The 16,331-nt window shown below is 46.0% G+C and carries 12 protein-coding genes; 3 read left to right on the top strand and 9 right to left on the bottom strand.

Going from position 1 to position 16,331, the window contains the following annotated elements; translation table 11 throughout:
* Positions 1-338: 338 nt before the first annotated feature.
* Both QUB63_RS21695 and QUB63_RS21700 read right to left on the bottom strand, forming a co-directional pair.
* Positions 339-1,043 (bottom strand): hypothetical protein, encoded by a 705-nt coding sequence (locus tag QUB63_RS21695; protein ID WP_332947378.1) that lies wholly within the window; start codon positions 1,041-1,043, stop codon positions 339-341.
* A gap of 193 nt (positions 1,044-1,236) precedes the next feature.
* Positions 1,237-1,506, bottom strand: coding sequence for a hypothetical protein (locus tag QUB63_RS21700; protein WP_332947379.1), 270 nt, complete (start codon positions 1,504-1,506; stop codon positions 1,237-1,239).
* Between the two features lie 315 nt (positions 1,507-1,821).
* Between QUB63_RS21700 and QUB63_RS21705 the strand changes: the two genes are divergently transcribed.
* The 3 genes from QUB63_RS21705 to QUB63_RS21715 all read left to right on the top strand — a co-directional run bounded on the left by QUB63_RS21705 (position 1,822) and on the right by QUB63_RS21715 (position 7,238).
* On the top strand, positions 1,822-4,506 hold the full coding sequence (locus QUB63_RS21705) for a tetratricopeptide repeat protein (RefSeq protein WP_332947380.1): 2,685 nt from the start codon (positions 1,822-1,824) through the stop codon (positions 4,504-4,506).
* Positions 4,507-4,745: 239 nt separating this feature from the next.
* A complete protein-coding gene (locus QUB63_RS21710) occupies positions 4,746-5,399 on the top strand; it encodes a Uma2 family endonuclease (RefSeq protein ID WP_332947381.1) in 654 nt (217 codons plus the stop codon).
* Positions 5,400-5,789: 390 nt separating this feature from the next.
* The gene (locus QUB63_RS21715) at positions 5,790-7,238 is read left to right on the top strand and encodes a 16S rRNA (cytosine(967)-C(5))-methyltransferase (protein ID WP_332947490.1); all 1,449 of its coding nucleotides are present in this window, start codon (positions 5,790-5,792) and stop codon (positions 7,236-7,238) included.
* Positions 7,239-7,338: 100 nt separating this feature from the next.
* Here the strand turns inward: QUB63_RS21715 and QUB63_RS21720 are convergent, their stop codons facing one another.
* The 7 genes from QUB63_RS21720 to QUB63_RS21750 form a co-directional block, all read right to left on the bottom strand.
* Positions 7,339-9,960, bottom strand: coding sequence for a transglycosylase domain-containing protein (locus QUB63_RS21720; protein ID WP_332947382.1), 2,622 nt, complete (start codon positions 9,958-9,960; stop codon positions 7,339-7,341).
* A gap of 155 nt (positions 9,961-10,115) precedes the next feature.
* On the bottom strand, positions 10,116-11,126 hold the full coding sequence (gene chlG, locus QUB63_RS21725) for a chlorophyll synthase ChlG (protein ID WP_332947383.1): 1,011 nt from the start codon (positions 11,124-11,126) through the stop codon (positions 10,116-10,118).
* A gap of 539 nt (positions 11,127-11,665) precedes the next feature.
* Positions 11,666-12,124, bottom strand: coding sequence for a DUF29 domain-containing protein (locus tag QUB63_RS21730; RefSeq protein WP_332947384.1), 459 nt, complete (start codon positions 12,122-12,124; stop codon positions 11,666-11,668).
* A gap of 210 nt (positions 12,125-12,334) precedes the next feature.
* Entirely contained in the window at positions 12,335-13,039 is a 705-nt protein-coding gene (locus QUB63_RS21735; protein WP_332947385.1) for a helix-hairpin-helix domain-containing protein, read from the bottom strand.
* A gap of 322 nt (positions 13,040-13,361) precedes the next feature.
* The gene (locus tag QUB63_RS21740; protein WP_332947386.1) at positions 13,362-13,709 is read right to left on the bottom strand and encodes an NINE protein; all 348 of its coding nucleotides are present in this window, start codon (positions 13,707-13,709) and stop codon (positions 13,362-13,364) included.
* An 84-nt stretch (positions 13,710-13,793) separates the two neighbouring features.
* Positions 13,794-14,006 (bottom strand): hypothetical protein, encoded by a 213-nt coding sequence (locus tag QUB63_RS21745; RefSeq protein ID WP_332947387.1) that lies wholly within the window; start codon positions 14,004-14,006, stop codon positions 13,794-13,796.
* A gap of 243 nt (positions 14,007-14,249) precedes the next feature.
* Positions 14,250-15,842, bottom strand: coding sequence for a CPBP family intramembrane glutamic endopeptidase (locus QUB63_RS21750; RefSeq protein WP_332947388.1), 1,593 nt, complete (start codon positions 15,840-15,842; stop codon positions 14,250-14,252).
* Positions 15,843-16,331 lie beyond the last annotated feature (489 nt).

A 16,331-nucleotide genomic window follows, 5' to 3' on the forward strand; every position in this document is an offset into this window, starting at 1 on the left:
ATTAACTTTTATCCTCGCAAGTACAGCATTGTTCGCCAGTCGCCTCCCGGACACCGTTCTCCTTAGGTTGGCGATTCACAGGTAAAACAACAAAACACCTGTTCTGGTTAAGGTTTGTTTTTTATTTATGCTGTATGTTTCTATTCTCTGCGATTTCTCTAAAGTGTGACCTGTTGTACAGAATTCTTTACACTTTTTCGATCGAAAAGATGCTCTGTCGGCTTTGAGTAAGGGATCGATCGCACTTTTGGAATCCTCTCTCAGACTTAAGTTCGGGGATCGCAGCTTAAGTGAGTTTCCACCGAATCGTAAGATTGCGGACTGTTAAGATTTTTGAGTTATTTGGCTGCATTCGCGCCGAACTGCCGCCGTTGCTGTTGAATTCGGTTGAATTCTTTCTGTTCTTCGCACAGCAAGGTATTGTCGATCGGCGATCGCATATCCCACTGCAACTCTGAGAGTAACAGCAAACATCCGGCCATAATTATGCCTGTGGTTAGATATTGCCAAGGGGCAACAAAGGTTAATAGAGGTATGCTAAATAAATGAGTTAGCCCGATCAGGATAAAAGTGCGCGATCGCAAACCGAGTCCAGTACAAAAATAGCCGATCGCGCTCAACCCCAACCACAAATCGCACAGATGCAGCAACCAAAATCCCCAACCGGCAAAAATACTGCAATCCGTCAGCACCAAACCAGAAATCATCAAAATCGCCCAAGAGTAAAGAATCCAGCTAACCCGCTCGACTTTTACCCAAAACAAAGTCAAAACCGCCATTACCGCAGTACCAATTAGAGTCACTGTTGACCACAAAATCGCCTGAAAGCTCCAACTAAGCGGGACAAACTGAGCCGTGAAAAAAATCCCCGCCGTCACCAAACCCCAAAGCAGAAAACTTTGGTCAATGCGCGTATAAAATCCTGAGAAAAGAGTTATATTTCCGACTTTCCAGCGGAGTCGCAAGAGGCCTGCGAGGTCTTGTACGTCGAGATGTTCTTGTTTGGAGCGGATTAGAGGTTCACAGGGGTTGAAGAAGGTCATTCAGTATGGTTTAAAATATCAAGTTTTGCGTATTGTAACAAAACTTCACGAATTTTTTGCTGATTTTTATATCCTTTTTTCTCATTCTCCGGCTCTGCCTGGGGACGTAGATCCCTCGGCTCTGCCTCGATTCCAAATAAGCGAGGCAGAAGGCTGCGTTAAGCTTGGACTAACGCAGCCTTGAGGTTTGGGTTTAAGTAAGTCTCCAATACTCATCTTTTGGAGAAAAAATGAAGGCAACATTCACAAGAATTGAGCCATCTTTTTTGCCTGTAGGGGAAATTTGCCACGTACCTGTGGCAACCTTCCGCAGATACGGTTTATTTTTCCTTAGCTGGTCGTAGATTGAGCTTTTTGAGCGTTGTACTAATTCGGCGGCACGTTCAACAGTGCAGCCAATTTCCACCAAAACTGCGATCGGCTGGGTGAACAGATTGAGCTGTTCGCTGTTATAATTAGTCATGAGAATTCCTCGGTCTAAATAGACCAAAAACTACATGAGAGTGCTACTGGTTGCAGCCAGTGCCTCGTCAAAACAAGCGATCGAAAGCGTCTCTAGTACCACCTAGGGGCGCTTGTTTGCTTGTTAAAGGCAGTTTAACACTGCTTTGCGAAATATACAATAGAAATAACGTATATATTAAAAATGTATAGTACACTTAGACGTATAACCTATCAAAGCCTTGTATAACAAGCATTTCATGGAAAACGTATCAACAAAAATTTCTCCTTCCCAGGCTCTTCTTGGGAACCACTTACTATCCAGGGGGTTGACAGTATGAAAGGTACACTTCTCTCTCGCTTCACGCCGAGTCTGATGAAGCACGAAGATTTAGAGGAGATGTTGGTGCAGCGTCATGATTTGGCTTCCGAGCTAGTCGAGTCAATCCGCGAAAGCATCCTCAAGCCTCAGCAGCAGCATCACCTATCGATCGGGATGCGAGGTATTGGGAAGACGCACTTAGTCTCGCTAATGTATCACCGCGTCAGGAAAATGGAGGATTTGCGGGAAAAAGTGCTGATTGCTTGGTTGCGCGAGGAGGAGTGGGGCGTCACGTCGTTTCTCGATTTGCTGCTGCGAATTTTGCGATCGCTCCAAAAAGAATATGCGGCGGAATATAATGCTAAATTGTGCGATCGGGTTGAATCGCTTTACAGTCAATCGCCAGATACCGCTCAACAGACAGCAGCAGAATTGCTGAGGGATTTTGCGGGCGATCGCACTCTGCTTTTACTTGTAGAAAACCTGGATGACTTGTTTGAAGGATTGGGCGAGAGCGGGCAGCAGCAATTCCGAGACTATTTAGAAAAATATCATTTCTGCACGATTTTCGCGACATCTCAGCATTCATTTAAAGGAATCGATAATAAAAAAGCGCCCTTCTACAATTTTTTCAAGCGCCACGATTTAGAAAAGCTAAATTTAGATGAAGTTGTCCGCTTGTTGAAAAATATCGCAAAATTAGAGGGCAACAAAGAACTAGAGTTATTCATAGAAACGCCAAAGGGACGTTCTCGAATAGAGGCAATCCATCACTTGGCGGGCGGCAACCACCGCGTTTACATGATTTTTGCGGAATTTTTGACTCGCGACTCGCTCGATCGACTGGTAAAACCATTTTTGCAAACCCTGGATGAATTGACGCCATACTATCAGGCGCGGATGGCGTGGCTTTCGCCGCAGCAACGAAAGATAGTTGAATTTTTGTGCGATCGGCGCGGGGCTGTCATGGTTAAAGAGATTGCCCAACGCTGTTTTATGACGCATCAGACAGCATCCAGCCAACTTAAACAACTGTCGGGAATGGGTTATGTGACGAGCGAATCGATCGGGCGCGAGTCGTATTATGAACTTCAAGAAGTGCTGATGCGTTTTTGCATGGATGTGAAGAAGCATCGGGGCGAGCCGATTAGTTTAATTGTGGATTTTTTGCGGTTGTGGTACACGCAAGAAGAGTTGGAACAGCGCTTGGAGCGTTTGGGAGTAGGATTTAGTGCGATCGGGAAAGAGCTAGTTGATAATAGATTGGAAAAAAGTCATTTTAAGTATCAGCTAAATTTGGAAACACTACCGCCTAATGCTATAGTTGAGCGAGAATATCTGCTGCGTGCGCTTGGGCCACGGGAAGTTGATAATTATGAAGACCCTCGCGTAGCAGCTTACGTGCGGGAAATTGAAAATTGCCAACAGAAGGAAGACTATGTTTCTGCTTTGAATCTAGTAAATAAACTGGTGGCAATTCGCGGTAAGGCAGAGGACTGGTTAGAAAAAGCACGTTGCTTGTACAATATCGAACGCTATGATGAAGCTTTAGAATCATTGGATAGGGTGATCGAACTGGACGCCAATTTTCAGCGGGCTTGGGCCTTACGAGGCTATGTACTTAACAACCTCAAACGCTACGAAGAAGCATTAGAATCATTTGATAGGGCGATCGAACTTGATGCCAATTATAAGTGGGCTTGGGCTAATCGAGGCAATGTACTCGACAACCTCAAACGCTATGATGAAGCCTTAGCATCTTTCGATCGGGCGATCGAAATTGGTGCCAATTATCGGTGGGCTTGGGCTAATCGAGGCGATGTACTCGACAACCTCAAACGCTACGATGAAGCTTTAGAATCTTTCGATCGGGCGATCGAACTTGATGCCAACGCTGAGCATATTTGGCTTTCACGAGGCGCTGTACTCCACAATCTCAAACGCTACGATGAAGCATTAGCATCTTACGATATGGCGACCGAACTTGATGGCAATTATCACTTGGCCTGGGCTATTCGAGGCCATGTACTCTACAACCTCAAACGCTATGAAGAAGCTTTAGCCTCTTTCGAGCTGGCGATAGAAATTGATGCCAAAGATGAGTTGGAATGGGCTATTCGAGGCTATGTATTTTTCAATATCAAACGCTATTATGATGAAGCTTTAATAGCTTACGATAAATCGATAGCACTTGGCAATCGAGCTTCATATGTCTTCTTCTATCGCGCTCTTGCCATTATCGGAGTGAATCGTTGGGATGAAGGTATCGCCGCCTTAGACTCCGCATTCCAGGGCATGGAATCCGACTATGAAGCTAGTGTAGAAGATGCTGAGTTAATTATCAACAACCTCTTCGCCAACAAGGATGTAGCGATATGGAGACCTCGGAGCGCCAGCCTAATTGCAGTTTACGAAAAACACGAATATCTCTCAGTGTTAGGACCAGGAATTGTGCGAAACATTCCCGCGCTCATGTCAGAAATGGTCAGCGACAAAGCCGCACGCACTTGGTTAGAATTGTGGCAAGAACAAACCAGCAACTACAAACAATTCCAAATTTCCATGCGCCTGCTGAATGCCGCTGTCCGCTATAAAGAAACCAAGGGCGACAGACGAGTTTTGCTAGAACTTCCCATAGAAGAACGCAATTTATTAGAACCGTTGGTGTCAACTTCACCCGAAAAACCGCCAGGGGTTTAAACCCCTGGCTAATAGCAAAAGTCCTCGCGATGAGGACTAAAGAATTCCTCAGTCCTCATCGCGAGGACTTTCACTTTGAGGCAGGGGTTTAAACCCCTGCCGGACTTATACACTCCGACAAAGAAACCGGGTTTTTCACCTAATCTGTGAGTTATAACGAAGTATTTTCCGAAAAAACCCGGTTTCTCGGCCTTTAGCGTAAAATAGAAATTGATGATACTAGCAAAGGACTCATCCCCATGACGGCAACAATTCCCACTAAAACCTCCTCAGCAATCATCTACCCCGACAGCGATGGCAAACCCATGTCAGACAACACCAAACAGTTTGAACTAATTGTCACCATTCAAGGTGGAATAGATGCTTTATACAAAGACAACGAAAATGTCTTTGTAGCAGGTGACTTGCTGTGGTATCCAGTCGAAGGCGATAACAAAACTCGCCAAGCACCTGATACGATGGTAGTCTTTGGTAGACCGAAAGGTTATAGAGATTGTTATAAACAGTGGGTTGAAGATAATATCGCTCCGCAAGTTGTCTTTGAAATCCTCTCGCGGAGAAACCGGATAAAGGCAATGTTTAAGCTCTTTCATTTCTCCGATAATTATGGAGTTGAAGAATATTATGCCTACTGTCCAGAGGGTAATGAATTAATTGGTTGGCTGCGTTCTGATGGCAAACTCAACTATATTGAGTTAATGGAGGGTTGGGTGAGTCCGCGTTTGCAGATCCGTTTTGAAACTGCATCGGGAGATTTAGAAATTTATCGGCCTGATGGACAGAAGTTTTTGTCTTATGTGGAGTTGTCAAGACAAAAGGAGTTAGCACAACAAAAAGCCGATCGCCTTTCCGACAAATTGCGAGAAATGGGCATCAATCCCGACGAAATTTGAACAAAAAAGACCCGGCGGTTGAAACCTCTGTCTTATGGCAATCGTCCATCTTAGGACACGTTGTTATATTATAAACCAAATTTGTAGGGGCGGGTTCGCCAACAATTTACGGTAAAAATCCATAATTTCCTAAACCCGCCCCCACCCACCAACAATACAAATGTACCATGAATTTATGGGTAAAATGTTCATGTAAATAAGGGTGGGGATGGGGCGGGTTTATAATATTTTTTGTCTGTTTCATAGATGGTTGGTGAACCCGCCCCTACAAGATTTTGGAATTGGTTGGGAAGCTATATCTTCGTGTGTGTAGACGCGATTTCAATCGCCGTAATTTCTATTTTCAATCCTCAGACAATCTATAATAACTTGACATATAACCAACCCGCCATGCAAAATCCCCGCCAAATAGCCTTTCTCGCACTCCGCGAAGTCCACCGCCGAGGTGCATTCGCAGATGCAGCCCTCGATCGCACTTTACGCAACTCTCAACTCAACGACCTCGATCGGCGTTTAGTCACAGAATTAGTGTACGGTAGCGTTAGGAGAATGCGATCGATCGACTTCATCATCGACAAACTAGCCACCAAAAAATCCTCCCAACAACCGCCAGATCTCCGCACCATCCTACATTTAGGCTTATATCAACTCCAATATCTCAACCACATCCCCCCCTCCGCCGCCGTCAACACCACCGTTCAACTAGCAAAAGAAAACAAATTGTCAGGACTCAGCAGTTTTGTCAACGGCTTGCTGCGGCAATATATTCGTTTAACCCCCCCAACCCCCCCTTACCAAGGGGGGGCTAAGAGTGTTCCTAATTCCCCTCAGCAACCAGAGACTGAAACTACATCCAATCCCCCCCCTTACCAAGGGGGGGCTAGGGGGGGTTTGAATTTCCTAACATTACCCGAAAATCGAATCCAACGCCTAGGAATTTTGCACAGCTTCCCCGACTGGCTAGTAGAATTGTGGCTCGAACAAATAGGCGAAACCGAAACCGAACAACTCTGCGAATGGTTCAACCAATCCCCCACAATCGACCTGAGAATCAATCCCTTAAAAAGCTCGATCGCCCAAATCGAGACCGCCTTCCAAGCCCAGAACATCTCAACCAGCAGAATCCCCAATTTACCCCAAGCATTAAGACTAAATGGCAGTACCGGCGCAATTCAAAACCTCCCCGGATACAGCGAAGGTTGGTGGACAATCCAAGACAGCAGCGCTCAATTAGTCACTCATTTACTCGATCCGCAGCCCGGGGAAACCATCATCGATGCCTGCGCCGCACCGGGAGGGAAAACCACCCACAGCGCCGAATTAATGCAGGATACAGGCACTATTTACGCCTGCGACAAAACAGCTAGCAGACTCAAAAAACTTGCTGAAAATGCCGCTCGACTCCAGATGAAATCTATTAAAATTCATACCGGAGACAGCCGCCACTTCCCAGAGTTTATCAACCTAGCAGACAGAGTATTATTAGACGCACCTTGTTCGGGCCTCGGAACCCTCCACCGCCGCGCTGACGCCCGCTGGCGACACACGCCCGAAAATATTCAACAACAATCCCAACTGCAATCGGAATTGCTAGCAAATGCCGCGACATTTGTCAAGTCCGGCGGCGTCTTAGTTTATGCAACTTGCACGATTCATCCTTTGGAAAATGAACAGGTTGTGCGATCGTTCTTAGATAGCAATCCTGACTGGCAAATCGAACCGCCAACCATTGATTTACCAGTCCAGCCATCACCGGAAGGATGGGTGAAAGTTTGGCCGCACAAACATCAAATGGATGGCTTTTTTATGGTGCGCCTAAAGCGATTTAAGAAGGACTGAAGTCCTCACTACAAGCCTGAGTTCGATCGTTCGGACTTTAGTCCTCATTTGTGCAGATTTTAGTCAATTAGGACTAAAGTCCTTACTACAAACCGATAGTTTAATATCTCTGATCTTGATGGGCTGGTTCTTGATAAGCAGGTTCTTGATAAGCAGGTTCTTGATAAGCAGGTTCTTGATAAGCAGGCTCTTGCCACTCGCGATGTCGGGGTTCGGGATTGGGATTGTAAGGTACGATCGCACCATCCTCATTGACAATCATCCCTCGAATAATCTCCTTCGGCTCCACCGGTTTGGCCTTAATACTGCCTTTGCGGCCCTCCAACTCAGGTAACTTGGGAAACTCCTGTACCGGCATTCCCTTCACAGCTTGACTCATAAAATCGCGCCAATTGTAAGCAGCAGTACCGCTAGTTCCCCCCGTCGGATAATTGTCGTCATTCCCCAGCCAAACGCCAGTTACTACCTGCGGAATGTAACCGATAAACCACAAATCCCGCACTTTTTCCGAAGTACCAGTTTTACCAGCCACAGCGCGATCGGCTAAAGAAGCGGGCCCGCCCGTACCCCCAGTCACCACACCCTCCAACATCCAAGTAGTAATCGCAGCACTATCCTTATCCAAAACCCGCTTTGGTTTAAAATCAGCTTTATAAATCACATTTCCCCGCTGATCGATCACCTTAGTAATGCCGTGGGCTTCAATAAAATTACCTTCCGACGCTAAAGTACCGTAAGCATTAGTTAATTCCAGTAAATTCACCTCAGACGAGCCCAAAGCCAGGGAATAAATCGGACTTAATTTAGACTTAATTCCCATATCGTGGGCTAATTTGATCGCCGGTTCAAACCCGACATCCATCAACACCCTGACAGCCACCACATTCACCGAACTCCTCAAAGCATCAGAGATCGATCGCCAACCGCTAAACTTTTTACCGTAATTATTCGGTTGATAGCCGTCGATAATAATTGGCGCATCTTCATAGCTGTCGTAGGGCGAAAAACCCGCCCCCATAGCCGCCGCATAAACCAACCCTTTAAACGTCGATCCTGGCTGCCGCAAAGCCTGCGTAGCCCGATTAAACTGACTTTCCTTAAAATTTCCGCCACCGACGAGCGCCTTAACTTCCCCAGTTTTGGTTTCGATAGAAACTAAAGCCGCCTGTTCAAAACCCTGACGGCGGCCATCAACCTCGATCGCATCTTTAACCACCTGTTCCGCTATTTTCTGCCACTTCAAATCCACCGTCGTCTCGACAGTCAAACCGCCCGATTCCAAAGCATCCTTAGAAACATAGCGCGGCAATTCCTTGCGAATGTAACTAGCAAAATAAGGCGCGACTACTTTAAATCGCTTCGGCGAACTTTGTTTCACAGTCAGAGGTTCCGCCTGGGCCTCCTTCGCCTGGGCCTCTGTAATCACCTTCGCTTCCTGCATTTGTTTTAGCACAATATTGCGGCGTTGCTTAGCAATATTCGGATTAACCAAAGGCGAATATTCGCTCGGTGCCGGCGGCAAACCTGCCAAAGTTGCCATCTCTGCCAAAGTTAATTTATCGACTGGTTTGCTAAAGAAAACCCAAGCCGCATCCGCCACCCCGTAAGCATCCGAACCCAAGTAGACTAAATTTAAATACCGTTCTAAAACTTGTTCTTTAGTCAACTCCCGCTCTATTTTCTGAGCTAACAGAGCCTCCCGAACCTTCCGCTTAATACTTCTTTCTTGATTGAGAAAAACAACGCGAGCCAATTGTTGCGTAATTGTACTGCCGCCCTGCACCAAATCTCTCGCTATCAAATTAGAAGCGATCGATCGCACAATACCTTGATAATCCACCCCGCGATGTTCGTAAAAACGGCGGTCTTCTATCGCAATAAAAGCTTTAGTCAACAGTTCGGGAATTTCCTTAAGTTTCAGCTTATCTCTAGTTGCCGGCCCCGACTGCAACAAAATCGTATTGTCTGCCGCCTTAATTGTCAGCGTTCCATCGCGGTTAAAAGCCGACAAATCGTTAACATCCGGCAAACCTTTGTCTAAGGTGTATAAAATCCACAAACCGTAGATTAAAGCGCCACTTCCTATACTGAGAACACCTAAAGCTATCCAAAATCTAGGGCGACGGCGGAAGATCCATTTTTTAGTCTTTTTCTGCGGCGCGCTATCTTCCTGCGGCGCGCTAATTTCCTGTATTTCGGTATTTATTTGCAGTTCGGTGTTCTGCGCCGCGCTAATTTCCTGTATTTCGGTATTTATTTGCAGTTCGGTATTTTGCGGTGCGCTATTTTTCGGCACTACACTCTTATCCGATTTTTCGGGTAATTTAGTTCCCAGCAAACTCAATCCCGGTCGCAACAACTCCTTTCCTTTTGCTTGCAAGCTGGTAACTTGAGGTTCAATTTCCAACCAAGCGATTAAGCGCTTCAACCCTTCCCAATCGCGCTTGACTATTGGATATTCATCGTATTCTGAGTCTAAATATTCGGATGCTAATTCTGACTCTTCTGGAGTTTCAGCATCTTCTGATATCACATACTCCGATCGCGCATCCGTTGTCCGTGCAGACAATTGAGCCGGAGATTGCGGCTCCTTTAGCCCGTTGCTATTGGCAGCATTTGGCGATTCTCGATCGGAATTACCGCCTACTGCCTTAGTGACTTTGCTCAATTTATCCTTGATATTTGATAAAAATTCTGCCACGTTCTGACCTTCAAACCTCATCAAGTCAGATTAAAAATTAAAAATTAAAAAAGCTAGCCTTCTTCAATTTTTAATTTTTAACTTGACATTTTTTTCAAGTAAACTGTGCATTATCTTGAGTTATTTATTTTGAGTTAAAAACTTTTTAACTCAAAATTGAAAACTCAAAATTCTTCTCAACCAGCATGGCCCAGTGCCAAACCCGCTACCAGCATACCCAACACCAGGAAAGGCTGAGCACTTGCCTGATATTTAACATCATTTTCCAGGGGATTACGCAAAAAGTACATATCCTGAAAAGTGATTTGGGGAACGATCAGCAGCAGGAGAATGACAGCGTAAAGGTTTTGGTGGATGCCGATCAGGTAGACTGCAATCGCTGCTTGAAAGATGTCGATCGCCAACACGCAAATCCAGGCTGCGGTTTCGACGCCAAACATCACTGGCAAAGATTTTAACCCTAATTGGCGATCGCCCTCGACACTTTTAAAATCATTAACGATCGCAATTCCCAGCCCTGCCAAACTGTAAAACAAAGTCAAAACCATAATGGTGGGATCTAGTGTACCAAACAAAGCTTGACCTGCCCACCAAGGCAGTGCAATGTAGCTAGCACCCAGGGCATAATTTCCCAACCAACCATTCTGCTTGAGTTTCAGCGGAGGCGCGGAGTAGATGTAAGCTAAGAATGCGCCGCCGAGAGTCAAAACAGTCATTGTGGGGAATTCGTGACCCGCCCACAAGTCTAGAGCATAGGCCACCGCAATGCCTGCGGCTAATAATACCAAAATTTGCGTTACTACTTGAGGAATCGAGATGATGCCGGAGGGAATTGGACGGTAGGGCTCGTTAATAGCGTCGATGTCGCGATCGTAAAAATCGTTCAAAGTTTGAGTGTACCCAGCCAGCAAAGGCCCTGACATCAACATACAAGCAGCGGCGATCGCAAAATTCTCTAAATTCCAAACATAGTTTCCCGAAGAAGCCGCCCCGCACACCACGCCCCACATCAGGGGAATCCAGGTAATCGGTTTCATCAGTTGCAAGCGAATCTTCCAGATGGAAGTTTCCCCGCTAGCAGCCCCTTTCATGCCCAACATTTGCCGAGTTTTGGCACTGCGGTTGGAGGTAGCAGCGCTTGGAGGTGTGGGTTCTGGGGTGATTTGGGATGGAGGAGAGTCAGACATAATTTGATGTGAGCGGTACTGCTACTATTGTGTAGTTTTCGGTTTCAATAATAATTCTGATAGGATACCACTGATATTTAAGGCATCGTCTGGAAAACTTACCCGGGATTGGAGTTGATGCCAGAGAAAAATATGGGTTTTACCAAAATATTTTAATATCATTGTTTTGTGTAAATGTCAAGAGGATAAATAGTCAGTTGACAGTTGACAATTGACAGTTGACAGTTGACAGTACGGGAATCAAGCTGTTTATGCGTCATGGGTCTAGTCTTCGTAGGGTGTGTCGCCATTGTTAATCTCTCAGATTCAATCGCAAATCTCATGGCGACGCACCTTACACAGGGGGCGGAGGAAACAAACCTCACAATTATTGTGTACCACGACTTTTGCTCTCATGGTATTAGAATCTAGTTAATACCATTTATAAAAAAGCTTGTCACAATAAAAATCTTGGGCTTGCTTATAGGTTCATTGAATATCCTAGGTGCGTCGCTATTAGATTGTCGGTTTTTCTTAAAGATGGTGGATAGCGACACACCCTACGACTCTGGCCAAAAGTCAGAATCTAGAACCTCGACAGCAGAGTAGATACATGATTGCGGAAACGTTTCTACAGACAACCCAGTTTCAGCACTTGCTTGTTCTACGGCATCCACATAACATTCAGCCAAAATTTCTTCCAGATATGGTTTGAGACTGGGGCAATCTTTTAGGGTTTTGCGAATGCGTCTGCGATGTTCAACAATGCTGCCTTTCCAACTACCGCTTCTTCGAGCCGGTTGAAATTGCCACTTCAGCAAGTGCAGGATAATTACCACAAGATTACTTTCTAAACTCCTGCGTTCACTTCGCCCCATGTCTTCTATTTCTGCAATCAAGTTTTCCCAATCGATATTTGAGTAGTCGCGAGCCCGCAACTTTTCCACAGTGGTTTCAATCCATCTGAGGTAATCAGTATCATACAATTTTTGTCGGTCAACTTCTAATTTTGTTGTCATAAGCTGTTCCTAATTCAACAATTCGGACAGTTTTAGCACTTACGCACAGGGGCGAGAAACCCGGTTTCTACGAGTTTTGCTCTCCCGTCACGAGAAATCTAGTCAGAAACCGGGTTTCTGAGGTCTGCACGGGTCAAACTATTGTGGGGTGGGCGCGCGATCCCGCCCTCAAAATAAAAATTAAATCCACAACAGCTTAACAACTACCAATTAACAAATATGGCGGTATGAATCAAAAGGTAATCCCGTCCGCCGCTTGACATCAACAACTGATTTGTATGCGCCTTTTATCTGCCTTTCTCTAACTATTGTTTCAGCAACCACCCGATCTAAACCGCTTTGGATCAACTCTTCCGGCGAAAGAATATTTAACCTTTTCCAAGTAAACTGGGATTCTTTTTGATAATTGTAGCTGAAGCAAATCATCGGGGCGATGCGTCTGACGTGACTTTCGGGAACTCCGGCGATTTCCGATAACTCTTCGGCGTGGGTAAAAATGTAGCCTTCGTTTTGCAAAGATTCAATATCGTTAGCGTAGACGATCGGCAAACCCAAGATTCTCACCATATCATCTTTGGTGCACTCGTTAATATCTATTTTGCCGCGCACCTTGGCTAATTCTTGGGCATTTGTCGCAGTTGCAGGAACCAGCAAGCCTCTGGGTGCGGTTTTGATGAGATAGCGCTTTTTCAAAGCAAAAGCAGTGACAATTTGAGCGAGCCAAACAAGCGTCCCCAAATTAGCTGAAGAAGATAGCGCTAGTGCTGCTAAAGTAATGCCAACACCCCATCCCATCCAACTGCGAATATTTGTTTTTTGGCCTGCATAGGCGATCGCCAATCCGCCGAAATACGGAATAAAAGAATACCACACCCAGTTGGGAGTTTGACGCAGCCAGTATAAATCTTGAGACACTTTAGTTACATCCTCGCTCGACTTTAGATTTCAATACGGTTCACTTAAAAATGTTTATTCCCCGGAGATCCCTTGCAGCATACCCCCTACTCCCCCGAATCGTTGCGGGGACGAAAGAGAATATCTTGTCCCCCCCTTACAAAGGGGGGTTAGGGGGGATCTCCGGGCTTAACTGAAGCGTATTGGTTTATATTTGACTCTTATTTAAATCCCACCCTTTTCATAGTGGCTTCCTTTATTCCCTTTTCCTTCCACCCCTTAAATCCGTTAAATCCGTTAAATCCGTTACATCCGTTACAGAATCCGTTGCCGAACTTCTTAATTACAATTCTCGCAGCAGTTTTTGGCGTTTTTCTTCATATTCTTCGGCGGTAATGGCGCCCATATCGTAAAGTCCTTTCAATTCGGCGATCGCCCCAGTGACATCTTTTGCCCCTCTGAGCACGTACCCAGACTGCAACATTCCGGGATTGTACTGCGCATTAAAAGTTTGTTCCGACATCAGCAGCAGGCCGAGAAAATCGAAAAATGCGATCAGTGACGGAATTAATGTCCACGAAAAGATCAAATACAATACTCCTGCTACATTGTTCCCCAAATAAAATTTGTGACCTCCGAAACCTCCGATAAAGAAAGCTAACACAACTGCTACGGTTCTATCTTTTACCATTTTTCCCTTTCCCCAGTTTTTTTACTTTAACGAACGCGATCGACAACGAATGCGATCGAGGCAAGCAATATTACTAATTTTTACTCATTTATTTTGGTTTTTGCGAAACTTAGACATCGCAAAATAGAGCAGAACTATACCGGCTTGAGCCTGTAGAATGACCGAGTAGCCTCTCAAGAAATAATTGAGTTCGCTACCGGAATTGAGAGAAAATATTAAAATGCCTAAGGCTGCGTAGGGTGCGAAACGCATCCAACTCGGCGTTCCCTCTAACTTGCGGCTGTTGAAATTGCTCATGGGGTTGAAACCTCATCCTCACTTAAAATTAACATAAAAATTAGCCGGATTGTCAAGTTCGGTTGGGTGCGAGCTCCCGGGCCACTCTTGCATTCATCAGCGGACAAGATATTACTTCCATGTTAAAGCAAGTTTTTCCGTTAAAGTAAGCGGCCGGGATCTCGCCCAATTCAACCTCAGCAGGCAGTGCCGGTAGATGTCACAAAAACCCGGTTAATTCACAATTATTAACAACAGCCCGCATTAACTGGCGCCGCCGCCCAAAAGAAACAGACTCAAGAGAGTTCCGCTATTCCAAAGACTGTGCAGAAGCATGGGGGCGAGGAGATTGCGCGATCGCGTGTACACAAACCCCAACACCGCCCCCAAAGTCGCCAAAGGCAGAATCTCAGAGACACTCAAGTGAGCCACCGCAAACAAAAAAGCCGAAGCTGCGATCGCCCCCCAAACAGGCAAATAGCGAGTCAGAGAAGGCAACAGAAAGCCCCGAAACACGATTTCCTCAAAAACCGGAGCGGCGATCGCAGCAGTGCCGAAAAACACCGCCAGAGCCACGTTATCCCTACCTTCAAGGACGATCGGCAAAATCGGATTGCTGCCGCCTTGTCCCTGCCAAAATTGCTGATTGATCAGCGAAACCACAACCACCAAAGGCAAAGCCACAAAATAGCCGCCAAACCCCCACAAAAACCAATTCCCCCGCCAATTAATCCGAAACCAACCATCAGGCAAAGGCAAAAAAGACTTGACCGAAAAGTACAGTACCGAAAGCCCGCCAGCCGACAGCAACAAATAAGTAGCAAAGATATAAAAAGCCTTGTCGCGCGGGTCAAAAGTAGCAGGATTCAGTTTTAGAACAGCCAGAGAAACAGGCAGCAACAAATAGGGAATCAAGATTTGCCCGACAAAGAAAAACCCAACCACAAGCACCTGCCAAACAATCTCGCCATCCCAAGGCACATCCCAAGTCAAGCTAGAATTTCGCGCCAACACCGGCCCAGAACCTGCTTTATCTAACTGCTGCCGCTGCAACAGCCACTGCACAGTCAAACCAACCAGCAAAACCGTACCGATACAAAGTGCGATCGCCGGAACACCAACAACAACAGCCAACTTTTCTACAGCTTGCTCGGCCGTTACTTGCTCTGCAGCTTGCAGCGCCACCAGCTCCTTAGAACGTTCTTGCAGCTTGTAAAGTTGAGCGAGAGCGCGATAGCGAAACCAGCCGTCCAAAGACTTTTGAATGCGCGGCTCCGCATCCGGCAAAAGTTGAGGCGGATTGCTCCAAATTCCCGTTAAAACTTGAGCAGTTGTCGCCAAAGGGTCGTAATCAATTTCAGTTTTGTACCGCTCAACTAAATTTTTCCAAGTTGGGATCGCCTCCTCAGTTTTGCCGCTGGTAGCCTGCAAAATTCCCAATCGCAAGTCAAGTTCGTTTAGCAGCGCTGACTGTTGGCTTGTCAACTCTTGCACAGCCTTTTCTTGTGCAGATTTGAGAGCAGGATTTTCCGACTTTGAGACGAGAGTCGGCGGAATTTGTTTGAATTTTGCTTGAGTTGTTTCGAGAGTTTTTCGAGTCGAATCTCGCGCGTCTTGATACTGCGTCAAAGCCGTATTTAAAGGATCGGAACCGATAATATTGTTGCGCGCCGAAGTTAAATTAGCACTCTGATTACTTTCTCCTTGCCACTCCGAGGCGTGAAGCAGCAAATTTGTCTGGTAGAGTTCCAGCCGGCTTTGAATTTGCGGCTCATTCCAACTAGCAAGTAAAGATAAACCGACCAGGGCGATCGCGATCGCCGTTAAAATACCTAAAATTATCCGCTTCAGTGTCATTCCTGGTTTTCCGTCCCGCGCGAATCCGTGGCTAAGTCTTTCCCATTTTTAATCATAGGTGGTTGCAGTCGCGAGTATCCGACAACTGGTAAAATTTCACTGGCTCATCTTTTTGACTCGCCTCGCACCCTTCGACTGGGTAAGGTACGCACCGGACTGGTCTACAGTTTGACGACTGGGCCTCGATCCCCCCTTAGCTTGCCCCCTACTCCCCCTTCAGAAGGGGGGGACAAGAGTCTGCTCAAAGTCCCCCTTCAGAAGGGGGATTTAGGGGGATCGAGGCTACGCTAGAAGCGACATTTTTCAATGAGGGAAGGTGCGCCACAAGCGCCCAAAGACTCGGTATCCGCTTGACAGTTGACAGTTGACAGTTGACCTGTGACGAAAGGAGGGCGACCTCTACCTGGAAGTCCGAGGATTCGAGTAATGAATAGTCTTGTTTTAATTTCTCCCTAGAAGGGAGAGGCTTTAAACCAATTCTTTCTGGTA

Source organism: Microcoleus sp. ARI1-B5, assembly GCF_036705795.1.
GTDB lineage: Bacteria > Cyanobacteriota > Cyanobacteriia > Cyanobacteriales > Microcoleaceae > Microcoleus.